Origin of the sequence: Halomarinibacterium sedimenti (assembly GCF_019312585.1) — a bacterium.
GTDB lineage: Bacteria > Bacteroidota > Bacteroidia > Flavobacteriales > Flavobacteriaceae > Halomarinibacterium > Halomarinibacterium sedimenti.
The window spans coordinates 230,666-254,281 of record NZ_JAHWDP010000003.1 but is presented as its reverse complement, the minus strand read 5'-3'; the positions used below and the strand labels follow the sequence as shown (position 1 = coordinate 254,281).

The 23,616-nt window shown below is 36.7% G+C and carries 25 protein-coding genes and 1 riboswitch; of the genes, 7 read left to right on the top strand and 18 right to left on the bottom strand.

Annotated features, from left to right (window positions below; translation table 11 throughout):
* The first annotated feature begins 92 nt into the window (after positions 1-92).
* Positions 93-2,945 carry a carbamoyl-phosphate synthase large subunit gene (carB, locus tag KXJ69_RS08380; protein WP_219052578.1) on the top strand — a complete coding sequence of 951 codons (2,853 nt, stop codon included), beginning with the start codon at positions 93-95 and terminating at the stop codon, positions 2,943-2,945.
* A gap of 8 nt (positions 2,946-2,953) precedes the next feature.
* On the opposite strand, the gene KXJ69_RS08375 is transcribed toward carB, so the two are convergent.
* Both KXJ69_RS08375 and KXJ69_RS08370 read right to left on the bottom strand, forming a co-directional pair.
* Complete coding sequence (locus KXJ69_RS08375; protein ID WP_219052577.1) at positions 2,954-3,550, bottom strand: hypothetical protein; 597 nt, start codon at positions 3,548-3,550, stop codon at positions 2,954-2,956.
* Between the two features lie 224 nt (positions 3,551-3,774).
* Positions 3,775-4,368: a hypothetical protein gene (locus KXJ69_RS08370; RefSeq protein ID WP_219052575.1), complete on the bottom strand. Its 594-nt coding sequence runs from the start codon at positions 4,366-4,368 to the stop codon at positions 3,775-3,777.
* Between the two features lie 315 nt (positions 4,369-4,683).
* On the opposite strand from KXJ69_RS08370, the gene KXJ69_RS08365 reads away from it, so the two are divergent.
* From KXJ69_RS08365 to KXJ69_RS08345, 5 genes are all read left to right on the top strand, one after another.
* Positions 4,684-5,049 (top strand): hypothetical protein, encoded by a 366-nt coding sequence (locus tag KXJ69_RS08365; RefSeq protein ID WP_219052574.1) that lies wholly within the window; start codon positions 4,684-4,686, stop codon positions 5,047-5,049.
* 10 nt (positions 5,050-5,059) lie between these two features.
* Entirely contained in the window at positions 5,060-5,602 is a 543-nt protein-coding gene (locus KXJ69_RS08360) for a YceI family protein (protein ID WP_255571289.1), read from the top strand.
* Positions 5,603-5,607: 5 nt separating this feature from the next.
* Positions 5,608-5,991, top strand: a complete 384-nt coding sequence (locus KXJ69_RS08355; protein WP_219052571.1) for an OB-fold protein — start codon at positions 5,608-5,610, stop codon at positions 5,989-5,991.
* Positions 5,988-6,872, top strand: coding sequence for a DUF5777 family beta-barrel protein (locus KXJ69_RS08350; RefSeq protein ID WP_219052570.1), 885 nt, complete (start codon positions 5,988-5,990; stop codon positions 6,870-6,872). Before KXJ69_RS08355 ends, KXJ69_RS08350 begins: the two co-directional genes overlap by 4 nt.
* Before the next feature lie 73 nt (positions 6,873-6,945).
* Complete coding sequence (locus KXJ69_RS08345) at positions 6,946-7,521, top strand: T9SS type A sorting domain-containing protein (protein WP_219052568.1); 576 nt, start codon at positions 6,946-6,948, stop codon at positions 7,519-7,521.
* 56 nt (positions 7,522-7,577) lie between these two features.
* On the opposite strand, the gene KXJ69_RS08340 is transcribed toward KXJ69_RS08345, so the two are convergent.
* From KXJ69_RS08340 to KXJ69_RS08325, 4 genes are read right to left on the bottom strand one after another with little or no spacing between them, the layout of a single operon-like run.
* Complete coding sequence (locus KXJ69_RS08340) at positions 7,578-8,903, bottom strand: DNA recombination protein RmuC (RefSeq protein ID WP_219052567.1); 1,326 nt, start codon at positions 8,901-8,903, stop codon at positions 7,578-7,580.
* A gap of 28 nt (positions 8,904-8,931) precedes the next feature.
* On the bottom strand, positions 8,932-9,726 hold the full coding sequence (locus KXJ69_RS08335; RefSeq protein WP_219052566.1) for an ABC transporter ATP-binding protein: 795 nt from the start codon (positions 9,724-9,726) through the stop codon (positions 8,932-8,934).
* Positions 9,726-10,757 (bottom strand): FecCD family ABC transporter permease, encoded by a 1,032-nt coding sequence (locus KXJ69_RS08330; RefSeq protein ID WP_219052564.1) that lies wholly within the window; start codon positions 10,755-10,757, stop codon positions 9,726-9,728. Before KXJ69_RS08330 ends, KXJ69_RS08335 begins: the two co-directional genes overlap by 1 nt.
* Positions 10,757-11,890 carry an ABC transporter substrate-binding protein gene (locus tag KXJ69_RS08325; protein ID WP_219052562.1) on the bottom strand — a complete coding sequence of 378 codons (1,134 nt, stop codon included), beginning with the start codon at positions 11,888-11,890 and terminating at the stop codon, positions 10,757-10,759. The genes KXJ69_RS08330 and KXJ69_RS08325 overlap by 1 nt, the downstream gene beginning before the upstream one ends.
* Before the next feature lie 48 nt (positions 11,891-11,938).
* A riboswitch (cobalamin riboswitch) is annotated at positions 11,939-12,144 on the top strand.
* 108 nt (positions 12,145-12,252) lie between these two features.
* On the opposite strand from KXJ69_RS08325, the gene KXJ69_RS08320 reads away from it, so the two are divergent.
* Positions 12,253-14,190 (top strand): TonB-dependent receptor plug domain-containing protein, encoded by a 1,938-nt coding sequence (locus KXJ69_RS08320; protein WP_219052561.1) that lies wholly within the window; start codon positions 12,253-12,255, stop codon positions 14,188-14,190.
* Positions 14,191-14,301: 111 nt separating this feature from the next.
* Here the strand turns inward: KXJ69_RS08320 and KXJ69_RS08315 are convergent, their stop codons facing one another.
* From KXJ69_RS08315 to KXJ69_RS08260, 12 genes are all read right to left on the bottom strand, one after another.
* Entirely contained in the window at positions 14,302-15,096 is a 795-nt protein-coding gene (locus KXJ69_RS08315) for a coiled-coil domain-containing protein (RefSeq protein WP_219052559.1), read from the bottom strand.
* 70 nt (positions 15,097-15,166) lie between these two features.
* Positions 15,167-15,514, bottom strand: a complete 348-nt coding sequence (locus KXJ69_RS08310; RefSeq protein ID WP_219052557.1) for a nucleotide pyrophosphohydrolase — start codon at positions 15,512-15,514, stop codon at positions 15,167-15,169.
* Complete coding sequence (locus tag KXJ69_RS08305) at positions 15,507-16,409, bottom strand: HNH endonuclease (protein WP_219052555.1); 903 nt, start codon at positions 16,407-16,409, stop codon at positions 15,507-15,509. The genes KXJ69_RS08310 and KXJ69_RS08305 overlap by 8 nt, the downstream gene beginning before the upstream one ends.
* A gap of 127 nt (positions 16,410-16,536) precedes the next feature.
* Positions 16,537-16,896 (bottom strand): hypothetical protein, encoded by a 360-nt coding sequence (locus tag KXJ69_RS08300; RefSeq protein ID WP_219052554.1) that lies wholly within the window; start codon positions 16,894-16,896, stop codon positions 16,537-16,539.
* Positions 16,897-17,509: 613 nt separating this feature from the next.
* Positions 17,510-18,517 carry an amidohydrolase family protein gene (locus KXJ69_RS08295; RefSeq protein WP_219052552.1) on the bottom strand — a complete coding sequence of 336 codons (1,008 nt, stop codon included), beginning with the start codon at positions 18,515-18,517 and terminating at the stop codon, positions 17,510-17,512.
* A gap of 353 nt (positions 18,518-18,870) precedes the next feature.
* On the bottom strand, positions 18,871-19,134 hold the full coding sequence (locus KXJ69_RS08290; RefSeq protein WP_219052550.1) for a hypothetical protein: 264 nt from the start codon (positions 19,132-19,134) through the stop codon (positions 18,871-18,873).
* Between the two features lie 64 nt (positions 19,135-19,198).
* Complete coding sequence (locus KXJ69_RS08285; protein WP_219052548.1) at positions 19,199-19,594, bottom strand: VOC family protein; 396 nt, start codon at positions 19,592-19,594, stop codon at positions 19,199-19,201.
* 166 nt (positions 19,595-19,760) lie between these two features.
* Positions 19,761-20,333: a VanZ family protein gene (locus KXJ69_RS08280; RefSeq protein WP_219052547.1), complete on the bottom strand. Its 573-nt coding sequence runs from the start codon at positions 20,331-20,333 to the stop codon at positions 19,761-19,763.
* Positions 20,334-20,552: 219 nt separating this feature from the next.
* A complete protein-coding gene (locus KXJ69_RS08275; RefSeq protein WP_219052546.1) occupies positions 20,553-21,320 on the bottom strand; it encodes a DUF6090 family protein in 768 nt (255 codons plus the stop codon).
* Positions 21,321-21,471: 151 nt separating this feature from the next.
* Positions 21,472-21,876, bottom strand: a complete 405-nt coding sequence (locus KXJ69_RS08270) for an OsmC family protein (RefSeq protein ID WP_219052545.1) — start codon at positions 21,874-21,876, stop codon at positions 21,472-21,474.
* A 14-nt stretch (positions 21,877-21,890) separates the two neighbouring features.
* The gene (gene arsB, locus KXJ69_RS08265) at positions 21,891-22,958 is read right to left on the bottom strand and encodes an ACR3 family arsenite efflux transporter (RefSeq protein WP_219052543.1); all 1,068 of its coding nucleotides are present in this window, start codon (positions 22,956-22,958) and stop codon (positions 21,891-21,893) included.
* Complete coding sequence (locus tag KXJ69_RS08260) at positions 22,958-23,590, bottom strand: low molecular weight phosphatase family protein (RefSeq protein WP_219052542.1); 633 nt, start codon at positions 23,588-23,590, stop codon at positions 22,958-22,960. The genes arsB and KXJ69_RS08260 overlap by 1 nt, the downstream gene beginning before the upstream one ends.
* Positions 23,591-23,616: the final 26 nt, after the last annotated feature.

The window sequence follows — 23,616 nt, the reverse complement described above, 5'->3', positions numbered from 1 at the left end:
ACTTATACATAAAAAGGTGTTGTTTTTAAACAACACCTTTTTTTTATACCCTAACGAATCGTAATTTTAAACGCCAAAAAAAAGAAGTAAAAATGCCCAAAAACAACGATTTAAAATCCATTTTAATTATTGGTTCAGGCCCTATTATTATTGGTCAAGCGTGTGAGTTTGATTACTCTGGATCACAAGCCCTGCGTTCTTTAAAAGAGGATGGAATTGAGACAGTTTTAATAAATTCCAATCCTGCTACTATTATGACAGACCCTGTGATGGCAGATCACATTTATTTGCTGCCATTAACGACTAAGTCAATTGTAAAAATATTAAAGGAACACCCACAAATTGATGCAGTATTACCCACAATGGGAGGACAAACTGCATTAAATCTTTGTATTGAAGCTGATGAAAAGGGAATTTGGGCCGATTTTAATGTAAAAATTATTGGTGTTGATATTAATGCCATCAATATCACTGAAGACAGGGAGCAATTTCGAAACCTAATGGAAAAAATAGGAATCCCAATGGCGCCTCAAGCAACTGCAAATTCCTATCTAAAAGGAAAAGAGATTGCGCAAGAGTTTGGTTTTCCTTTAGTTATTAGATCTTCTTTTACCCTTGGTGGAGCAGGGGCATCCATAGTGTATAAGGCTGAAGATTTTGATGAACACTTACGAAATGGATTGGAAGTATCACCCATTCACGAAGTGATGATTGATAAGGCCATGATGGGGTGGAAGGAATACGAATTAGAATTACTTAGGGACAATAATGATAACGTTGTCATTATCTGTACCATAGAAAATATGGATCCCATGGGAATTCATACGGGAGATTCTATTACAGTTGCTCCTGCAATGACTTTAAGTGATGTTACTTTCCAACGTATGCGTGATATGGCAATTCATATGATGCGTAGCATAGGAAATTTTGCTGGAGGGTGTAATGTGCAATTTGCCGTGAGTCCTGATGAAAAAGAAGATATAATTGCCATTGAAATTAATCCACGGGTGTCACGTTCTTCGGCATTGGCCTCAAAAGCTACGGGATATCCTATTGCCAAAATTGCAGCAAAACTTGCTATTGGCTATAACCTTGATGAATTAAATAATCAAATTACAAAATCAACTTCGGCATTATTCGAGCCTACACTCGATTATGTGATTGTAAAAATCCCTCGATGGAATTTCGACAAGTTTGAAGGGGCAGATCGTACCTTAGGACTTCAAATGAAAGCTGTTGGGGAGGTGATGGGTATAGGTAGATCTTTTCAAGAAGCTCTTCATAAAGCGACACAGTCATTAGAAATTAAAAGAAATGGTTTAGGGGCAGATGGAAAAAACTACACCAATTACGATCAAATTATAGATAAGCTTACCAATGCAAGTTGGGACCGAGTTTTCGTGATTTATGATGCTATCCAGATGGGGATTCCATTGAGTCGTATCCACGAAATTACCAAAATAGATATGTGGTATCTTCGTCAATACGAAGAGCTATACCTTCTTGAAAAAGAAATTTCAAGGTTCACACTAGATACTTTACCTCGAGAATTACTACTTGAAGCAAAACAAAAAGGCTACGGTGATAGACAAATTGCACATATGCTTAAATGCTTAGAAAGTCAAGTGTATAAAAAGCGTGAAGAATTTAATATTCAAAGAGTTTATAAGCTCGTTGATACTTGTGCTGCCGAATTTAAAGCCCATACACCTTATTATTATTCCACCTTCGAAAACGAAATGGAGACCACAAGTGGGAAGCCATATTCAGAAAACGATAGTATCGTAACCGATAAGAAGAAAATTATTGTACTTGGTTCGGGGCCTAACCGAATTGGACAAGGAATTGAGTTCGATTATTGTTGCGTTCATGGAGTGCTAGCAGCGGCTGAATGTGGATATGAAACGATTATGATTAATTGTAACCCAGAAACGGTTTCTACCGATTTTGATGTAGCAGATAAGTTATATTTTGAGCCTGTTTTTTGGGAACATATTTACGACATCATTCGTCACGAAAAACCTGAAGGAGTTATCGTTCAGCTAGGTGGACAAACTGCTTTAAAACTTGCTGAAAAGCTTGATCGTTACGGAATTAAAATTATGGGAACCACCTATCAATCTTTGGATTTGGCTGAAGATAGAGGTAGCTTCTCTACACTGTTAAAAGAGAATAACATTCCTTACCCAGAGTTTGGTACTGCCGAAACTACAGAGGAAGCATTGGCCCTTGCCGATGAATTAGACTTTCCCTTACTTATTAGACCTTCCTATGTATTGGGAGGACAAGGGATGAAGATTGTAATTAACAAGCGGGAATTGGAAGAACATGTCGTCGATTTACTTCGTAAAATCCCGAATAATAAATTATTACTAGATCATTACCTCGATGGTGCTATTGAAGCAGAAGCCGATGCCATTTGCGATGGAGAAAATGTTTATATAATTGGTATTATGGAGCATATAGAACCTTGTGGAGTGCACTCTGGAGATTCTAATGCGACATTACCACCATTCAATTTAGGGGATTTAATCATTCAGCAAATAAAAGATCACACCAAAAAGATTGCTCTAGCTTTAAATACAGTGGGTCTAATAAACATTCAATTTGCCATTAAAGACGATAATGTTTACATCATAGAAGCGAACCCAAGAGCGTCTAGGACCGTTCCTTTTATCGCAAAAGCTTATGGGGAACCTTATGTAAATTATGCTACAAAAGTGATGATTGGGCATAACAAGTTAAGTGATTTTAATTTTAACCCTCAGCTAAAAGGATATGCCATTAAGCAACCTGTTTTTAGCTTTAATAAGTTTCCTAATGTGGATAAAAAATTAGGGCCAGAAATGAAAAGTACAGGCGAAAGTATATTGTTTATCGACAGCTTAAAAGACGATGAATTTTATGAAATATATTCAAGACGAAGAATGTATTTAAATAGGTAACTTTTATATTAGTTTCTCACATTAAGAATAAGCCAGCGGTTTAAAACACCATCATACACTAGTTCAATGGCTCCTTGGCCAGATGTTGCTTCACTTGGGGTTCCTAAGGTATTGATTCTATTTGATGCGGTTGATTGTACATTTTCATGATCTAATGTCATATTACTTGAATTAATATTCAACAAGAGCACATGTCTACCATCTGTTCCGCCATCTATCCCAGTAATAGTGAAACTAGCATTGGCACCTGTTAATCTAAATACTGTTTTAAACGCATTAGCACCCCCTAAATCTAAATCTAGATCATGTATTTTGGTATTGGGAGTATTTGCAGTAATAGGAATATTTACAATTCCATATTGATTAGATCCATCTGCATAGAGGGTATTATTATTAATAGTGATATTATCGCCAACATCGATTGTTCCTACAGTTCCATTAGTATCACGACCCAGTATTTTTGAAGAATTAATGGTCCCTGTATTTTGAATTCTTAACGTTCCATTCACATCCAAAGTTTCATTAGGAGTAGTGGTATTGATACCAACTTGAGCGAAACTAAGGTGACAAGAAAAAAAGACCAAAAAAAATAGTTCTAGCTTCATAATCAACCCCAATTGATTAATAGTCAATTAAATATAGTCAATAGCAAAACATTTTAAATTATTTTACGACATAACACATAAATATTCGTTAAAGTGTTGATAATTAACTATATAATAGTGTATTTAGAAAAAATATTTTATTTTGAATTTGTAATATTTGAACTAAAAAAATGCCTTCTACAGAAGACATTTTTTTTAAAGTTTTAAAAGGAGAGTTTGAATTTTTAGTTTCTGAAATTTAAAATAATCCATCTTTGCGAGATTCCATCATACACAAGCTCTGCAGAACCTTGCCCTGATGTTGCTTCGAAACTTCCCGCAAGTGTTATTATTCTATTTATTGCTAAAGAATCTGAGCTCTCATCCGATAGCCTAAAATTATTAGCACTTACATTAAGTAATATAATGTGTTTTCCATCTGTCCCTCCTTGAATTCCTGTAACTTCAAAATTATGGGAAGAACCCGTTAACCTAAAAACTACAATATCCTTATTTACTCCATTAAGATCTAAGTTCAAGTTATTAAACTTGTGACCAGAGGAAAGAGTTACTGTAGGTACTAACCGAACCAAATATTTGTTTGAGCCAGAAGCATTTAGTACTCCGCTGTCTAAAGATAAATTTGAACCTACACCAACTTGTGTTACCGTTCCGTTACTATCCACCCCTATTACTTTGGCAGAGTTAGTACCTGTTGTATTAGTGACTCTTAAAGTACCATTAACATCTAAAGTTGCTTGGGGGGTTGTTGTGTTAATACCTACTTGACTAAAAGCCAAAAATGGAACAAAAAAAATGAATAGTAATAATGATTTCATAAGTGGTTTAATTTGGGGGTTTAACTTCTTATGAGGCAAAAATAAGGCGATGTAGGAAATATCTTATAATGAATTTTATATTTTCGTTATAAGTGCAAATTAAATCGATAAAGTGTAACTAATTGATATATAGCCATATAAACTGACAGCTCTTTATTATAAAATTTAACAGAATTATGCCCTACTACCATCTATTTTTTCATTTTTAGGTAGGGTAAACTTGGTCTTTATTGTTTTACTACTAATATGAGTAATATCATTCTTTAACAATTTTATAATGATTAAACTTGATTGGAACGTTATATACTAAAGACTATGAAATTAAAAGTTATTATTTTTTCGATTACGTTGCTAGGTATAAGCAGTTGTAGTACCAATACCTTAGACGATGTTATGGAGCCAGTGCAAGAAACTCCAGAACTTACTACGTTTCAAGATGTAAAATCAATATTTGAGAATAACTGTTTGCAATGTCATTCAAATCCTCCTCAAAATGGAGCGCCAATGCCTTTGGTAACCTTTGAGAATGTTAGAGATGCAGTAATCTCGAGAGGATTACTTGATAGAATTAGCCGTAATGAAGGCGAGTCCGGATTGATGCCGCTGGGGGGGCCAAGGCTACCACAAACTACTATAAATCTTATTGTTTCATGGGAAGAAGACGGTCTTCTAGAAAATTAATTATATGAAAATGAAGTATATCATAGTATGTTTAAGTTTTGTGTTTACAACTTTGGTAGTTGCACAAGAAAAATATAGTACTAAAAACGGTACCATTGTTTTTGAAGCTTCAGTACCTTCTTTTGAAGAAGTAAAAGCAAAAAATGAAAATGTAAGCGCCATTTTAAATGCTGAAACAGGTGACTTTGCTTCTTTGGTTTTGATAAATGGTTTTCGATTTAAAGTTGCACTAATGGAGGAGCACTTCAACGAAAATTATATGGAATCTTCAAAATTTCCAAAGGCAATAGTAAAAGGAAAACTAAAAGACTTTTCTGCTTCAAAACTCACCGAAGGAACTTTAAATTATACTTTGGAAGGAACAATTACAATTCACGGTGTTACAAAACCTTTTGAAACGTCAATATCCATTTCAAAAAAAGGCGATAGTTTACTTGTAGAATCACAATTTGTTTTAAATCCCACCGATTTTAACATTGAAATACCAAAAATTGTAAGCAATAAAATTGCTGAAGAAGTTCATGTCAGTGCAAAATATTCGCTATTAAGATAGTATCTATGAAAAAGAGAAATTACATATTAATAGCGTTTTTGGTGATTGTAGTAGGTGCTTATACAGGTTATAAGTACCTCTACAAAAACCATAGGAACATTGAAACTGAAGAAGCTTCCGTTAAAGTAGAAGCAAAAGAATTGGTAGGTATGTTTGCTTCAGATAATACGGAGCGTATTTTGAATAAAACGGTTGAAGTGACTGGTGTGATTACGGAAATGGATGCACAATCGGCAACCCTTGACGAAGCTATTCAGTGTACCTTTAACCAACTTCCTCAGGGATTAGAAATAAATAAAAAAGTAACCATTAAAGGTCGTTGTATTGGCTACGATGATCTATTTGAAATAGCAAAACTAGACCAATGTTCTCTAACTCACTACCCATGAAAAAGCTACTATTTATAATTTTATTACTACCCTTTTTTGTTTTAGCACAAGATGACCTTTTAAACGAATTAGAAGCAGGAGTAGAAGTAGATAACACGGTTTCTTCTGCCTTTAAAGGTTTAAAAATTGTCAATTTTGAGTCGACAAAACTCGCAGGAGGAAAAGACCTATTCTTTATTGTTTCGCACCGATTTGGAACCGTAAAAAATGGATTTGATGATTTTTTTGGGTTGGATAATGCGGTAACCCAACTAAAGTTTATTTACGGAATTACTGATGGGATTAATATTGGAGTCGCGCGAAGCTCGTTTCAAAAAAAATATGGAATTCACGCAAAATACCGATTGCTTCAGCAAGAAAAAGATGGATTTCCCTTTACCATTGTAGGGTATAACCTAGTAACCATAAATACAGCTCTAGATAAAGATTTACTGCCAAATCTTGAATTTAGCGATAGAGTTAATTATGTCAACCAAATTCTAATTTCTAGAAAATTTTCTGAAGACTTTTCGTTCCTTATTGCACCGACTCATGTTCATGAAAATCTAGCGACCCGAAGCTTTGTAGAAATAAGTGATACAGAATTTGAAAATTATGATGAAGAAAATAACCAATTTGCTATAGGCGTAGGAGGGCGTTACAAATTAACCAAGCGTTGGAGTTTGAATATGGATTATGGCATTCATCTCAACCGAAATAGTAATTCCATTTTTAAAAATCCGCTTTCCATTGGTGTTGATTTGGAAACAGGAGGTCATGTATTTCAAATGCATTTTACGAACGCTCAGGCCATGTTCGAAGATGGATTTATTGTCCAAGGGCAAGGCGATTGGGGTGATGGCGATTTTTTCTTTGGATTTAACTTAAGTAGAGTATTTTAAAATGAAATTATAAACACACGTTGCATATTAATAAATCAACATATTAAAAATTAACCTTTAAAAATTACTTAAAATGAAAAAAGTTACTTTATTATTCGTCGCACTTTTAACCACTATGTTTGCTAGTGCACAAACAGAACATTTTATTGATTGGGCCACAACCACAGGTACTGAAGGCACCATTACAATTGAAGTTGGTGATACCGTTACCTGGACTTGGGCAGACACAGTACCTCACTCCGTAACAAGTGATTCTGGATCTACAGAAGTTTTTGACAGCGGAGTTGAAACCGGACTAGGATTTACCTTTTCTCACACATTTACCATGCCGGGAGTAAATCCTTACGGTTGTGATGTGCATTCTGCCATGGAAGGCGTTATTACGGTTGAACAAATTGCAGGAGTGGAAGATAACTTTGCATTAAGCGTAAACCATTTTCCTAATCCAGTAATTAATAAACTGACTGTTACCTCTGAATTTTCTTTAACAGCGTACCAAGTTTACGACATTTTAGGAAAAAAAGTAGACGTACAAGCCGTTGAAGGAACTTCCATTGCCATTGACATGGCACAACTTAACTCTGGAATTTATTTTGTGACCGTGATGTCTAACGATTTACAAAAGACTTTTAAAGTAGTTAAAAAGTAGTCTTTACTTTTTCCTTTCCTTTTAAAAAGGGGCTGAATCATTTTCAGCCTCTTTTTTTATTCATCTTCGTCTTCTTCTGCTCTTTTTAAAAGCTTTTGGTCAATATTTTTACTGGCCTTGGCTCCAAGTTTCTTTAATCGTTCTACTCTAGTGATGAGGTTCCCTCGTCCCGTTAATTTTTTCATAGCGGTTTCATAAGTGCCTTGGACTGTTCCTATTTGCTTCCCCACTTTAATTAATTCATCGGTCAAACTGGTAAAGCTATCGTACAAAGCCCCTGCTTGGGTGGCTATTTCCAATGCATTTTGTTGTTGCTTTTCATTATTCCACATGCTATCAATCGTACGTAATGTAGCTAGAAGGGTAGTAGGTGTTACAATCACAATATTTTTCTCAAACGCCCAATTATACAAAGCGTTATCTTGATTTATTGCTACTGCAAAGGCCGGTTCAATTGGGACAAAAAGCAATACAAAGTCGGGACTTTCAATTTTGTAAATATCCTGGTAATTTTTAGCACTTAATTGCTCAATATGCTTTTTCAAAGAATTGATATGTTCTTTTAAAAATTGCGCTTTTACATCATCTTCCTCTTCATTTACAAAACGCTCATAGGCCACTAAGGAGACCTTAGAATCGATAATCATTTTTTTATTATCGGGTAGGTGAAGCACTACATCGGGAAGCACTCTTTTTCCGTCTTCGTTAGTAAAACTGGTTTGTACAAAATATTCTCGGTCTTTTTCTAAACCACTTTTTTCGAGCACTCTTTCTAAAACCAATTCCCCCCAATTCCCCTGTAATTTGCTATCTCCTTTTAGTGCTTTGGTAAGATTAGTAGCTTCTTTACTCATTTGCTCGTTAAGCTCTTTTAAGCCAATAATCTGTTGACGAAGCATCGCATGACGATCAATACTTTCTTTGTGGGTATCTTCTACACGTTTTTCGAACGTTGCTATTTTTTCCTGAAGCGGTTTTAATATTAAATCTAGGTTTTCTTTATTCTGCTTGGTAAATTTTTCAGACTTTGTGTCTAAAATTTTATTGGCAAGATTTTCAAACTCAGCAGTAAATTTTTCTTGTAATTTTTCTAATTCATCTTTTTGCTCATTCAATTTTCTTTCTAGATTTTCATTTTGAGCATTTCTCTTAACCAATTCGGTATTTAAAAAGTCTTTTTCTTTACGAATGGTTTCTCGTTCATCAATAGTATGTTGAAGACGCTCCTGAAGTTTTTCCTCTTGTTCTTTTAACTGATTAATACGCTCTTCCAACTTTCCCGTTTGGGTTTTGTTTCGTAATTGTGCGATTAAATTGCCAAGATATGCACCTGCAAGGGCTGAAAGAGATCCAATAAGAAAGACGATAAAAGTTTCGCTCATTTTATGTAGAAAATTTTAGTAAAGATACTTAATCCTTTATAGTAAATCGACCTGTTTTGGCATCAAAAAGGATGGTGTCTTCGGGGAAAAGAGTATTAAATTTTCCTCCTTCAATGAGTTTGCAAGGTTGGTCGAAATAAAATGCGTCTGTAGTTAACACCCCTATTTTATCACTTAATTGTATTGCCAAATCTATTTCGTGGGTCGAAAAAAGGATAATTTTTTCAGTCTCTTTGGTCAATTTTTTCAACAATTTCAATACATACGCCCTATGATATAAATCTAAGTGTGTGGTTGGTTCATCGAGAACAATTATAGGGGTGTCTTGCGCTAAAGCTCTAGCAATAGCAACACGTTGTAACTGCCCGTCACTTAACTCAAAACACTTTCGTTGGGACAGTTTTTGAGTATCGGTGATCTCCAACGCCCAGTCAATTTTTTTTGTATCGGTAGGAGTGAGTGTTCCCATCCAATTGGTATAGGGCTGTCTCCCAAGGGAAACAAATTCTAACACCGATAAATTTTTTGAGGCTGGCGCTTCAGTAAATACCACACTTAATAAAGAAGCCAATTCCAGGGAGTGATACTCCTCAAGTTTTTTTCCTAATATTGAAATCGTTCCTGCAAGTGGTTTCTGCATTCCAGTGAGTGTCCGGAGTAGGGTCGATTTTCCAATGCCGTTGGCACCCACCATTCCAATGAGTTCGCCCTTATTTAATTCGAAAGAAAGATTTTGAGCCACCACAGTATCCTTCTTATTATGGGAATATCCTATAGAAAGATTCGTCACTTTTAATACGCTATGTTGGTTTTCCGAAGCCATTAAAACAATAATTTTTTCTTTCTCACCAATAACCAAATCACGACAGGCGCACCCACCAAAGACGTAATGGCATTAATAGGTAGTGTGTATTCGCTAAACGGTATTTGCGCAATACTATCACATATAAGCATAACAATAGCTCCTAAAAGCAATACAGCAGGCAACAACACTCTATGATTGGAAGTGGTTACCCATTGTCGGGTGATATGCGGCACTGCCAAGCCAATAAAGGCGATGGGTCCTGCAAATGCGGTGATGGCTCCTGCGAGAATGCTTGTAGAAAAGATAATGAGTAGGGTCGTGCGTTTTAATTGAACCCCTAAACTTTTCGCATAGTTTTCTCCTAAGAGTAAGGCGTTTAATGATTTTACCGAAAAGAATGCAATGAATAGCCCAACAAGTACACAAATAGTAAGAATGAGTACACCATTCCAAGATTGGTTTCCCAAGCTTCCAAAAGACCAAAAAACATATTGTTGCAGTTTTTCGGCATTGGTGAAATAAGATAATACCGCCACCACCGCCGAAGTCACACTCCCAAACATCAATCCAATAATTAGAATCGCCATGGTATCTTTTACTCTAAAGGTAACTGCTAACACCGCCAGAAGGACCAAAAAACTTCCAAAAGCCGAAGCCAACACCAAACTCCATTCACTTACCAAAGCATTGCTTAAAAAGCCTCCAAACGCTCCGGCACCCAAAATTAAGAAAGCCACACCCAAACTGGCACCGCTACTCAATCCTAGGACAAATGGACCTGCCAATGGATTTCTGAAAAGTGTTTGCATGAGCAGCCCAGCAGCCCCTAATCCACTGCCGACTAAAATAGCGGTGATGGCTTTGGGTACGCGGTATTGCGTAATAATGTATTCCCAAGAGGATTTTGAAACTTCGCCGCCAAAAAAGCTGGCAAAAATATCTTTTAATGGAATGGCCACCGACCCTAAGCTGATATTCACAAAGAAGAAGGCTATTAGTAAAACGAATAATAGCAGGAATACTTTTTTATACGATTTTTGGGTTTCCATTATTGCAAAGGTGCAAAAAAGAATAATTCATAGTCCGGTAAAAGCTCGGGATGTAAAATTTTAATGATGTCTTTCAATACTAAATCGGGGCGATTTGGGGCTAATTCATAATAAATAACACCTCCTGTAGCGCCTTTTTTAGTAGTAAAGCTGAATACTTTCTTTTCCTGATAGGCCCTAAATTCTGAATAAACCGAATGTGCTTCCTCCATTTGAACATAACTGGAAAACTGACTGGGACCAATCCAGAAATCGGCATTCTTGCCTTTTTCCAAAACTGTTTCTAAGTTCAGAGATAAACTCCCAGTGCCTTCAGAGTCACCCCAGAGATAGTCGCCGTTGGCATCAGCAATAAACTGTGCCGCCCAACTATCGCCCTGAGGGAGGTACCACACATCTTTGAACATCGCACCGCTTAACACGGTGGGTTTTGAATTGGAGGTGGAAGCCAGTTGCTTTGCTTCGTTGTAGTTTCTTTCAATGTCTGAAAAGATACTATCGGCTTCTTTTTCCTTTCCGAAGAGCACTCCAAAAAACTTAATCCATTCGGCTTTACCTAGTGGGTGTGTTTCAGTCCAATCGGCATTATACAATACCGGAATCCCTGTTTTTTCAATAGTTGATACCGTTTTATTTTGTCCTGCCACCGCAAATGTCACCACGGCATCGGGGCTTAGATCAATAAGCACTTCGGTATTGATGTCTTCATTTTTGCCAAGTTCTTTTATGGCCCCCAAGTCAATAAGGGCACGTGTTTTTTCGGAAGAGATATAATCGAGATTCGGGAATCCAATTAGTTTGTTTTCCACTTCCAGCATTTCTAAGGAAGGAATGTGCGTGGTGGAGGTCACCACAATATTTTTTAACGGAACTTCCACCACTGTCGTTACCTCAAGTGTTTCTGGAACTGTCGCTCCTTTTTGGACTAAGGCATAGGTATAGGTTTCGGTAGCACCAGGCCAAGGGTTTTTAAGGGTGACTATTTTATAGGTTTCGAAGTCTTCAATTTCAAATCCTTGGGCGTATTGCACCACAATCGATGGGGTAGTAGGTGTTATTGTTTTTTTCTCTTCCGCATGTTTGCAGGAGAAAACGAAGGGGAGAATGAGTAGTGGAAATAGTTTTTTAAGCATCTTCAAAAATAATGGAATTTATCTTGTAGGGGCAATCTATAAAAATGTATTTTTGACCCGAAATTTGGTTTTTCTTTTTTGGTAAAGGAAAATTAAAAGGGAATTCGGTTAGAATCCGAAGCTGTTCCCGCAACTGTAAGCCGTCAAGACGATGTTTGTCTTGATAGCACTATTCTTCAAACCACTGTTCCTTAGGAATGGGAAGGTAAGTGCGACAGGCAAGCCAGGAGACCTGCCAATTTTCAACATTTTGTCAAACTTTCGGGATAAAGGTTTGGGTCCTTCGACACAGCTCAGGAACCTTAATTTTGGGCTTTCGTAAGATTCATCAATTACTTTTTCCGTTTTAAAACTATTTTAAAATGAGAACTATTTTATTTTTTTCCATGAGTTTCCTTTTGGGGACTTCCTTTCTTTTTTCACAACAAACAACCGTCTTAGATTCGGTGCAAAAGCTAGATTCGGTGTATATCGATACTAAGGTGTCTATAGACCGTAAACAAAGCGGAAAGACGGTTACCGTCATTTCGCAGGAAACCATCCAGCAGAACGCTGGGAAATCGGTAGCACAGGTAATCAATGAGGTGGCAGGCTTCGAAATCAACGGAAGCAATAGCAACAACGGTCAAAACCTAGGATATTTTGTACGCGGAGGCCGCAACAGGCAAGTGCTTATTTTGGTGGATGGCGTGCCGTTAAATGATGCCTCACAAATTTCTAACGATTATGATTTACGCTTGGTATCCCTTGCAAACATTGAAAAAATTGAAGTGATGAAAGGCGCCTCCAGTGTGTTATACGGAAGCGGTGCCGCAACGGCGGTGATTAGCATTACCACAAAAGATCCTTCCAAAAAGCCGTTTGCCGTCTCAACTACCAGTATGTTTGGTACCGATAGAAGTGCCGAAGATGATACCTATCCCGTAGAAAGCATCACCAATAACGCAGTGATTTCTGGGAGTATGGGCAAGTTCTTTTACCAAGCCGAAGCCAATCATCGATACAGTAACGGACTTTCAGCCATTGCAGCACCCGAAGGAGAAGATGCTTTTGAAGCCGACCTTTTTAATAATTTTAATGCGAAAGTAAATGTAGGAGTAAACATCACCAAGGACATCACCATCAGTCAGTTTGTGGCGTTTGATAAGTTGACTTCGGGCTTTGATGATTTTAGCTATACCGATGCCAATTATACCAACGAGACCAAACAATTCCGTACGGGAGGGCATTTTGAATGGAAATTCAAGAAAGGGGAGTATGTGTTTAATGATAATTATAGTGTGGTGGAGCGTGAAATCACTTCTTCGTTTCCTGCACAATACGACGCCAAGGTGTACAATTTTGATAACTATTTGCAGTATAATTTTGGTAAGGAATTTAAAGCCATTGTTGGACTGGGCGGGAACTTGAGCAAGATGAATTCTTTTACCATTCCGTTTGGGGATACCCAATTTGCGCAGGATGTGGATGAGGATACTGCCCAATTTAATTTCTTCGATCCTTATGTAAATGTGTTGTACACCTCCGCTTTTGGACTGAATGTAAGCACGGGCGCCCGAATGAACATCCACAGTTTGTACGGAAACCACTTGGTGTATCAGGTAAATCCGTCTTATAATGTGGATATAAGCACTTTTAATCTAAAGCTTTTAGGCTCCTATAGCACTGCCTATATCACGCCGTCGCTGTTCCAGATATACGACCCTATTTACGGAAATGAGGCATTACAACCCGAAGAAAACACCACCCTAGAAGGGGGGTTTGAGATTTCCAACAAACGCTTTAGAGTAAGTGCGGTCTGTTTCCAACGGGAGGAAGAAAACTTTGTCGATTTTGTGGTGGTGGACCCCGATTTGTTTACCTACCAATACCAAAATACCGCCAAAACCTTTAAAGCCAGTGGGTTAGAAGTGGAAGTGTTTTATACCCCCATAGCGCAGGTGACCCTCACTGCCAATTATACCAATACCCAAGCCGATGAGCGTTTTGCCTTGCGTATTCCAGAGCATAAAGTGAATGCCAGTGTGCAGTATGCCCCTACTGCAAAAACGAATGTGGGCTTAAGCTTTATGAATGTCTCTGAACGTGACGACACCTTTTTTAATCCCGATACGTTTGAAAGTGAAACGGCGCTATTGGAAAGCTACTCGCTACTTAATTTTAACGTGAGCCACCAATTGACTAAAAACCTTAAATTAATGCTAGGGGTGGATAATATTTTAAATACCGACTTTGAAGAATTGTACCGCTACCAGACAAAAGGGAGAAATATACGACTAGGCTTTGGGTTGAGGTTTTAAGGATGCCTCCAATTAGTATTAGTCGGATTAATTAATAAGATTAAAAGTAGGAAAACAATTTCAATTATCCATCAAAACGTAGCCTAGGGCTAGCTGTTGTTATATGAAGTGTTACTCGTCAATAATATATTTCATATAGCTTCGTCCAAGTTGGGTTATTCCAAAATGAACAAATGGTTGAACTAGGTTTGTCCGAATCGCGAAATCAAAAAGCAATCCTTTAGCTATTAAGTCGTGCATTTCAGTAATGTAAAGTTCTCTACTAATGTTAAATGTGCTGTGAGTGTTCGGATTAACGTTGTTTTGAGTCAGAGCCATTTCACGCCTCTTTATTAGTTTTGGAATATCCTTGAGTCTTTTTTCAATTTTCTCTGATGTTTCTTTAGATCCGACATATTCATTTTTTAAATCTACTAATCGAGCATTCAATTGTCTAGCTTCATCCTTTAACTCTAGAATTTGAACCTTATATTTTAGGACTTTGTCACTTAATGAATGAAACGATTTAAGAATTTCAAATTGTCTATTGTTTATTTCATTAGTAATATTCACAAATCGTAAGGTATCGTCAGTATCAACTTCACTAGATTTTAACTGATTCAAAAGAATTTTCTTAAAAATTTCCTTTTTATGCTCTGCTGAAGTTTTTGATACTGATATAATTATCTCTTCTAGAATGTCACTTAATTGTTCATTATTGAGATTCAGTAACGAAAAATCTTCTTCTGTGTGCTCATCTATTAGCTCGCTAAATTTTATAATAAATTCATTCACCCTTTCTTGTTTGATTCGTGATCGAGCATCAAATAGAAGTTCATTGACTAAAGTACCCGCAAATGGAATTGCACCAATTACACCTTTTAATGTCGATATACTATATTCCTTATTTTGTAGTTTTTTTGACATCGCATATAACGGTCTTGTGTAGGAAACGTAGCGTAAAAAAAAACGCTAACTATTTGGATAATGCACGAGCCTAGCTTTTTAATTCATTGTATTTCTTGTTTGAACCTTTGCTTTTTTCAACTGGATATTTCTTCTTATTCAGTTCAATCTTCTTATTAATTGCAGTTTTGAGGTCAATGTCAAATTCGTCACATATATAAGTGAGAAAAATAAAAATATCCGCAATTTCATTTTCAATTTCAGCTTTCTTTATCTGTTGTATTTCGTTATCTGATTTCCACAAAAAGAGTTCTTGAAGTTCCGCCACTTCTATGTTTAGACCTAATAGTAAATCCTTAATCCTATGAAACTGTTTCCAATCTCTTTCTTCTCTGAATTGGATTATCAATTCCTTTATTTCTTCAAAACTCTTACTCATTTCTGAATTCAAATTGTTTATACATCAATGCTTCTTTTGAAGGACGAAGGTTTTCATCGTTGGGAAGATTTATTTCCTTGCCATTGTATCTTCTGTAAAATTCCGATTCTATGTGCGGACTTATATGAATTTTATAATTATCATCAATATACATCAAACCACTATCATAAATCTTATGAAAATCCACCCTTAATAGTAAACCGTTTTTAACGTGATTAGAGTTTTTGTCAATGTATGGTTGGATATGCGCAGCTTCTAGTAGTTCGGGCGTATCTTCACCTGTTATACAGCATTTGTTATTATAAGCCAAAGTCAGTTTAGCTCTAAAAATACCTTGACCTTTTCGTTCAGTTACCAACCTGGCTTTTTTCAATTTCTCCGCATCGGTTTGAAGAAGTTCAAAAGTTGAAGGAAGTTCCATTGCTTGTTCTTGAATCTGCAACGGGTCTTCTGAATTGTAGTATTTAATTTTGACTATATACCGTGAAAAATCTATTTCATAATTGTCTAAATCCAAAAAAGCATCTTCATCGAAGAATACGGCGTTAGTTAAAACTATACATCCAATTTCTGAATCTGAGACACTAGTTTCATCTGTACTTCTTTCGGATTTATACTTGTCAAGTCTTTCTGTAAATTCCTTTTTACTTGCACACCCGTTTTTAAGACCGAATTCGTTCCATGCTTGATTTACAGTCGTGTTCTTGTAATCCAAAAATTGTCCATAACCTCCAATTTTTCTAATTGGTGATTTTAACATAAAGTATAGTCTATCCCCAGAAGCAAGTCTTGAAACATTCCAAGGTGTAGGTGTCCAAAAGTTCACCTCGTTATTAAGACCTTCATTTTTGAGGAATTTAAACCAATTAATATCTGTGGGTGAAATCGCAAACATTTATTCTTTTTTAATTAGGCCCAACTTGTTATATCGTTACATGTATAACTGATATACCGTAACTAGGTCAGGATATCGACTGTTTTTTGTTGTCGATATACCAATCGGCTTTCCCAAATATACAAATTTACCCCTTCCGCATCACCTCTTTTAGCGTTTCTACTTGGGTGGTAAGACGTAGGTTTTCCTCCCGCAATTGTGCAAGCTCCTCTTGTAGGGCTAGGGTAGGGTCTGGGGCGTTGGTGGTAAAGTCTGCAGGCAGTTGTGCCGCGAGGTCTAACAGAAAATTGTGCCGCATCGCCACACATAACTCCCAAAGTGTTTGCAACTGCAGGCTATGCCTTTGTAAAATGGAGTGCAACGCTTGGTGGCTGTGATTTACGTTACGTGATAGTGCAGCTTTTGATATTCTTCTTTTTTTTATATGGGTGCGTATTACCTTACCCACGTCTGGGCAAGTAGCTATAGGGGTTCTAGGGGTTTTCATAAGCGTAGATTAAAAATTTTGTTTAGTGTTTTAAACATATTTTTGATACTTTATCAATATTCTGTTTAGTTTTTAAACAGTTTTTTGATAGTCTATCAACATTTTATTGCTTTTACTAAAAATTTTGTTTACTTCTTTGTGTGCATTTGGCGCAAAAAGAGCCCCATAGCCGGGCTTCTTGTAGTTTGGTACAGCATTTAGATTCCGTCTTCTGGTTCGTCGGGTTTGTTATTCCTGCCTTGCCTGTGCTGAGCTGTCACACTGAGCCTGTCGAAGTGCTGTCGAAGTGCTGTCGAAGTAATTGGGTGTCCACTTAACCGAGCGTGTTGTTTTATAATGGATTCCGTGTCAAGCCTGCCTACCGTCAGGCAGGTAGAAAATCCGCGAGACACGAGCACGAAGTGCGAACTGTGCGCTAGCAAATTTTCGTAAGTAGGCTAGAACTAGCAATGAATTATACAAGGTGTTGCCAGTAGTTCTATTTTTCCAACTCTCTCATTTTTTTACTAAAAATGGACTTATATACGCTGTTTAAAATAATTAATGTATTATTCTAATATTCAATTTCAGATGCATTGAACTATAGATTAAAACTAAATTAATTGATAAAAATTTATTGCCCGTGATCTTTTGCAATTTCCTCCTCACTTAAGCGTAGAAACCGAGCAGCATTGTTGTAGAAAATATCACGTTTTTGCTCATCGGTTAGAAATGGTGCCTCATCTATTGATTTTATTGCTTCGCCAATTGCGTCTGGCCAATACATCTGGTCTGAACCAAACATAATGCGCTTTTCGAAACCTGCATCAATCATTTTCTTGAGCGCATCGTAGAATTGTGCTCGAGGAAAGCTCCAGTTGTTGCAGGATATGTCAACATAAAGGTTAGTATGTGTGAACATCATAGATATCATCTCGTCTACTAATGGTGAGCCGTAGTGCATAACGTAAATACGAAGCTTTGGATGCTTACGCAAAACGTCTTCAAGCAAGAAGGGGGATCCCATGCTGGCACGATATTCTTCGTATCCTGGGAAACGGGCGGCTGCTGGAGGTCCTTCGCCAAGGTGGATTCCGACTGGGATGTCAAGTTCTTCTGCCAGTGCAAAATACGCTTCGTAACGCGGATTGTCGGGACGATGACCACGATATTGAATGTAGACCTCTCCAAGCACAGCAAGTTGACCGTTAGCGTGTAATCGTTTCAGTTCTTCAATAGACTTTTCCTTTCTCTTACCAAAAGCGACTCCTGGCAGAATAACGTCGCCACCTTCAGCCTTGGACCAATCAGTAACTATTTCTACCGGACCTTCGGTCATTGCTCGACGTATATTGTATTTTTTTAGTGCCGCTAATGTTTTGTTGCGTAAATCTAAATCATCTTTGGCTGCAAAAATAGGATTACTACACTTAAAAGATTTGGAGAAATCAAGCTCCTCGGCAGGATCAAAGGTTGGAACCAGTATATTTTGGTCGCCTGGACAAGCAGGAGTACCTGATGGTATTTCGTCCATCGAAAAGGCATGCAAATGCATATCAATGATTGGTAGTCGATTTTGCGCCCCTGCGCAAAATGGAATCAACCAAAATACGCATATAATGAAATACATTTTTGATGTCATGATATTGTTTTGTTTTACATATTTGTTTAGTTTACCATTTTAAAAAACTTATTTTTCTAAATTTTTAGTTTATTACTCTTTTTTTATTTCTTACCTCTTATCTTAAAAAGAATAATTTTTTGTTTGATGGGTAGGAATTATTGCCAACTCGTTATATCAACTATTTCGTTGTTGATATACAGATCGACTTTCTCAAAGATAATAAATTAACCCTTCCGCAAGACCTCTTTTAGCGTTTCTACTTGGGTGCCCATACTATAAGCCTAAGTGATTACTTTGTAAGCTAAAGTGACTACTTTCTATTCCTTCTGGCTATAAAGTTTTTCCCGTGGTGGTGTGTCGTGGGTAGGTTTTTAAAACAGCGATAGAATGACTAAGATGATGATTGTAAAGACAGTCCCGTAAATAATTAATTCTTTTCGTTTTTCTGCTCTAATTTTTTGTCTAATATCGCTTTTTACCTTTTCTAGTGCTGCATCGGAAAGCTTTGGGAACCCATAGTCGGGTTTTGTATCATACACATTATAAGTACTGCTATCATTTTTTACGCGTTTTTTATCATCCCGTTCTTTTTTTCGGGCTAGCATTGCTTTAAATTGAGATAAACTTCCGTGCATGAAATATACGTTAAAAGGTATTTATGGGGTAAGATTATTTATGGAGATTGGTGCAATAGTGTTTTTATGGTGCTTCTACAAGTTGAATATTATTTCCGCAGGTATCGTTAAATACTGCATATTTCCAGGAACCCATGGTAGAAGGTTTCACGCTAAATTCTACTCCCAGTTTTTTTAGTCGCTCATATTCTGCATCAACACTTTTAACATCAAATTGAGTGTATGGCATTCCGGCTTCCATGAGTGCGTCTTGATAGACTTTGCAAGGTTCAAAATGATTGGGTCCTGGTTCCAATAATAATTCTGGCCCATCTTGCCATTCTTTTGAAACTAAGGTAAGCCATCTATTTCCACCACCTAAAGGTTGGTCCTTCTTTATGATAAAGCCCAATTTCTCTGTATAAAATTTTAAGGCTTTTTCTTGGTCTCGAACGGGAATACTAATGAGCGTTACTTTCATATTCTGTAATTTTTATATTACGGCCAACGCTTTTGTGATTGGCTGGTTGCATTGTGCCAGCAACTAAGTTATTAAATTATCACGAACAAGAGTAATATCCGTAGGATTTTTCAGAAGCGTTGTCCTGAACTTGTCGAAGGGTAGGCAGGCTTTCGTTGTTTTTTATTTATTCATTCCATTTTGAGAAAATGAGGTGCAACTTTTGTGCTCCAATGTTAAAAAGCACCCCTATGGCAGCTGCTATATAATTAAAACCGATATCCACCACATCAAAGACACGATAGGGAATAACATATTGGATAACCTCGTCTAATAACCCGACCGTTCCTGCGATCATAATGGATAGTACTATAGGATAAGGAACCTGTGCTCCATTGCGTTTCCTTTCTAATAAGGCTTCGTAAATTAATACCGCAAACAAGCCATATTCAAACATATGAGAGCGCTCGGCTGTGGAGAGATCCATCCGTAACAACGCCATTCCATATACCGCAATGACGCCAGCATAGATCCAGTACTCCATTCGTTTCTTTTTACTTTTAAGTCCGCTTAGGATAAAAGCAACAATCAAAACAAGAAATAGATAAAACGTACTTTGTTCTATGATGTGCCGTTCTACCATTAAATCTAAAAGTTGTCCTCCTAAAAATAGGGAAGCATAAATAGCCATAAGCACCACCACTGCCCAAAGCCATAATGTCTTTTCTTTTGGTGAAGTAAAAAATGTATTTTTTTTCATGAAGTACGTAAGGACACCAAGTAAGGTAGTTTTTCCACAACCTAAGTTACAGACTTAAAGGTACTTAATTTAATAATGAAGTATTAGGTTGTAAGGATTACTATTAGCGTCGGTGCGATCGCTTTTCTTTTTCAAAGTTATATAGAACCCTTTTCCCGAACATACAAATTTACCCCTTCCGCATTAAGCCTGCCGACAGGCAGGCACAGAATGACAAGATTATTTTTGAAACTCGCTGTCTATAAGTGCTATTATGCGTTCGTTTTTTTCTTTTATGTTTAAAAGCGCAGTATTCATTCCTTTAAAGTACATGGCAGCAAAGACAAATCCATTTTTTTGTTTTTGGTCTTTTAGCATTTCGCGAAAATCATCTTCACCTAAATTACCTAAAAAGCCATTTTTGCCATCAGATTTTTGATAGAAGTAATTGTTGGATAGCGAGTGGATGTCTGTCATGGCATAAGACGGTTCGTAGAGTGTTATTTCTGCATCGTATCTAAAATGGTCTTCTGTATATTTTAATTTTTTATAAAGCTTATCTACGGTAAGCAATTCATTTTTTATAGAATCATTAGAAATGATGGCAAAATTTCCAGAATTCATAAGTTCCTGAAAGGTATTATCTGTTTGATAAAACCGTTGCCAAGTATAGACATCTATGGTGTGCTTGTTAAATTCATTCCAATCGGTTATAGGTTTTCCATTATAATGTTCAACAACACTACTGGCGGCACTTGCACGTTGCGCTCTTGAAGCAACATATTGGTCTATTTCTGCATTGGTGACTTCAAGATCGTTCTTAATATTCTTTAAATAAGCCACTTCTTGAGCTCTGGTCTTTTTGGCTTCGTTAAGATTATTGATTTGTAATGCAATTAAAATTCCAATCACCACAAGGATAATCTCACCTATGGCATACAATAGATATTTATTGACCTTATTTTCAGAGAGTAGTTGTTGTCTAATTTTTCTAAAGAATTTAATCATGGGTTACAGCTAGTTAAAATGAAGCGCAATGGATTTGTACATGAATTGTACAGAATGTTACGATGAACAAGTCAAGTATTAAAAATAGAAATAAATCTTCTTGCAAACCAACTTGTGTAACCATAATCTTACACGGGATAGGGCACTAGTATTATTGAGAGATTAGTCTAACGTCTCCAATAATAGTACAGGATAGCTTTACGGTATTAAATATGGTCCCAAATTTTTCAATGTTCTTTTTAAGCAGACTTAGGTTCACATGATCGTCTTGGCTGTAAATATGTAACTCATAATAAATTTCGTCCATTCGTGGTGGTTTTTCTAGCCGTGTTGCTTTTACAGTGATTTCGGCATTAGAATATTCAAAATTCATTAATGCAGAATAACGTTCCACATTTTTTAGGATACAAGCGGAAAAGGATCCTAAAAATAATTCGGCTGGATTGGGTAAATCATCGGCTGTTTCAGGTGTGATTCCAAAATTAATTTCTGAAGTTTTTATGTTGATTGCCGCTTGATCTTTTGAAGATGAACTAGCCTTAACTGAATATTCCATAAAGTATAGTATTGTTATTTTGCTTGGTTTGTTTCGAGGTCCTTGGTTTTTCCGTAATATTTTTTCCGAAGCCAAAAGGACACACGAACCAATAATATTAAGGCAGGAACTTCTACCAAAGGACCAATGACTCCTGCAAATGCTTGCCCAGAATTCAGTCCAAAAACGGCAATGGCAACGGCAATGGCTAATTCAAAATTATTTCCTGCAGCCGTAAAAGCCACCGAGGCTGTTTTGTCATAGGTTGCACCGGAAGCTTTGGTAAAGAAAAAGCCAATAATAAACATCAAGGTAAAATAGATAAGTAGCGGAACAGCAATAATTAAAACGTCCATTGGGATTTCTACAATCAATTCTCCTTTTAGCGAGAACATGACAATGATGGTAAATAACAAGGCAATTAAGGTTATTGGTGAAATGGTGGGGATAAACTTTTTAGAATACCATGCTTCCCCTTTAAGTTTTACCAATAGGACTCTACTTAAAATTCCCATCACAAACGGAATTCCCAAATAAATGGCCACACTTTCTGCAATGGTACCTATGGAAATATCTACAATAGCCCCTTCAAAACCAAAATAGGGAGGAAGCACTGTGATAAAAATCCAAGCATAAAAACTGTAGGCGAAAACCTGAAAAATGCTATTTAAAGCCACCAAACCTGCACCATATTCGCTGCTACCTTCGGCAAGGTCGTTCCATACCAAAACCATGGCAATACAACGTGCTAACCCAATTAAAATGAGTCCGACCATATATTCTGGATAGTCACGTAAAAATGTAATGGCCAAAACAAACATTAAAACGGGACCAATTATCCAATTAAGAATAAGGGAAATGGAAAGGATTTTTGTGTTTCTAAAAACTTTTGGCAAGAGCGCATAATTAACTTTTGCCAATGGCGGATACATCATTAAAATTAATCCTATTGCAATAGGAATATTGGTAGTACCACTATTGAATGAATTTATGATTTCGGGAAATGTAGGAATGAAATAACCTAGTCCAACTCCTATTGCCATTGCGACGAAAATCCAAAGGGTTAGATTTCTATCGAGAAAACTTAGCTTTTTTGATGCCATTAGTTAGAATTAATTTGAGAGAAAACGTAAAAGAGTTCGGTTGCAATTTGCAGGCTTCTTTCGTTATATTTTTCTGCTTGTTGAGGTGTATTGTCAAATGCTTTTGGGTCTTCAAAAGTGATGGGAATGCGGGCTTCTGCACCTGGAACAAAAGGACACGCTTCATTAGCCGAATCGCAAGTCATGACGGCTGCAAATTTGGATTTTGGATTAAAGGAATCCTCCAACTTTTTTGAAAATCCAATGATAGGATGTTGATTTTCGGCATACTTAATACTATAGATAGGATTCGTGCCTTCAGAGAGTCTTTTAATTTCAAAGCCTGAATTTTGTAAGGTTTCGGCAACCATTGGGAAAAGTGTTGTTTCCTCTGTTCCTCCAGAATAACATACCACATTTTTAATTTGAAAGTAATTAGCCATAGTTTGTGCCCAAACCTGCGATAAATGACTTCTTCTAGAATTGTGGGTACAGATAAAGTTGATTCTAATTTCTTGAAGATTTGAAACCTTTAATTGTATAAAATCGATTAGGGGTTGCAGAACAGCTTTACGTTCGGCTGAAATGGATTGCGGATCTAGCTTGGTTATCAGCTTTTCTATATCCTGAAATAAATTTGTTTTGGTGCTCATGGTAGTCGTTTCTTACGATGCTAGAA

Coding starts and splice junctions, on each gene's coding strand:
- KXJ69_RS08280 (WP_219052547.1), bottom strand. CDS start 20,333: ATGAAAAAAAATACATTTTTTACTTCACCAAAAGAAAAGACATTATGG.
- KXJ69_RS08290 (WP_219052550.1), bottom strand. CDS start 19,134: ATGCACGGAAGTTTATCTCAATTTAAAGCAATGCTAGCCCGAAAAAAA.
- KXJ69_RS08275 (WP_219052546.1), bottom strand. CDS start 21,320: ATGATTAAATTCTTTAGAAAAATTAGACAACAACTACTCTCTGAAAAT.
- KXJ69_RS08300 (WP_219052554.1), bottom strand. CDS start 16,896: ATGAAAACCCCTAGAACCCCTATAGCTACTTGCCCAGACGTGGGTAAG.
- KXJ69_RS08330 (WP_219052564.1), bottom strand. CDS start 10,757: ATGGAAACCCAAAAATCGTATAAAAAAGTATTCCTGCTATTATTCGTT.
- KXJ69_RS08285 (WP_219052548.1), bottom strand. CDS start 19,594: ATGAAAGTAACGCTCATTAGTATTCCCGTTCGAGACCAAGAAAAAGCC.
- carB (WP_219052578.1), top strand. CDS start 93: ATGCCCAAAAACAACGATTTAAAATCCATTTTAATTATTGGTTCAGGC.
- KXJ69_RS08295 (WP_219052552.1), bottom strand. CDS start 18,517: ATGACATCAAAAATGTATTTCATTATATGCGTATTTTGGTTGATTCCA.
- KXJ69_RS08305 (WP_219052555.1), bottom strand. CDS start 16,409: ATGTTTGCGATTTCACCCACAGATATTAATTGGTTTAAATTCCTCAAA.
- KXJ69_RS08260 (WP_219052542.1), bottom strand. CDS start 23,590: ATGAGCACCAAAACAAATTTATTTCAGGATATAGAAAAGCTGATAACC.
- arsB (WP_219052543.1), bottom strand. CDS start 22,958: ATGGCATCAAAAAAGCTAAGTTTTCTCGATAGAAATCTAACCCTTTGG.
- KXJ69_RS08355 (WP_219052571.1), top strand. CDS start 5,608: ATGAAAAAGAGAAATTACATATTAATAGCGTTTTTGGTGATTGTAGTA.
- KXJ69_RS08310 (WP_219052557.1), bottom strand. CDS start 15,514: ATGAGTAAGAGTTTTGAAGAAATAAAGGAATTGATAATCCAATTCAGA.
- KXJ69_RS08375 (WP_219052577.1), bottom strand. CDS start 3,550: ATGAAGCTAGAACTATTTTTTTTGGTCTTTTTTTCTTGTCACCTTAGT.
- KXJ69_RS08335 (WP_219052566.1), bottom strand. CDS start 9,726: ATGGCTTCGGAAAACCAACATAGCGTATTAAAAGTGACGAATCTTTCT.
- KXJ69_RS08340 (WP_219052567.1), bottom strand. CDS start 8,903: ATGAGCGAAACTTTTATCGTCTTTCTTATTGGATCTCTTTCAGCCCTT.
- KXJ69_RS08350 (WP_219052570.1), top strand. CDS start 5,988: ATGAAAAAGCTACTATTTATAATTTTATTACTACCCTTTTTTGTTTTA.
- KXJ69_RS08370 (WP_219052575.1), bottom strand. CDS start 4,368: ATGAAATCATTATTACTATTCATTTTTTTTGTTCCATTTTTGGCTTTT.
- KXJ69_RS08325 (WP_219052562.1), bottom strand. CDS start 11,890: ATGCTTAAAAAACTATTTCCACTACTCATTCTCCCCTTCGTTTTCTCC.
- KXJ69_RS08360 (WP_255571289.1), top strand. CDS start 5,060: ATGAAGTATATCATAGTATGTTTAAGTTTTGTGTTTACAACTTTGGTA.
- KXJ69_RS08345 (WP_219052568.1), top strand. CDS start 6,946: ATGAAAAAAGTTACTTTATTATTCGTCGCACTTTTAACCACTATGTTT.
- KXJ69_RS08315 (WP_219052559.1), bottom strand. CDS start 15,096: ATGTCAAAAAAACTACAAAATAAGGAATATAGTATATCGACATTAAAA.
- KXJ69_RS08320 (WP_219052561.1), top strand. CDS start 12,253: ATGAGAACTATTTTATTTTTTTCCATGAGTTTCCTTTTGGGGACTTCC.
- KXJ69_RS08365 (WP_219052574.1), top strand. CDS start 4,684: ATGAAATTAAAAGTTATTATTTTTTCGATTACGTTGCTAGGTATAAGC.
- KXJ69_RS08270 (WP_219052545.1), bottom strand. CDS start 21,876: ATGGAATATTCAGTTAAGGCTAGTTCATCTTCAAAAGATCAAGCGGCA.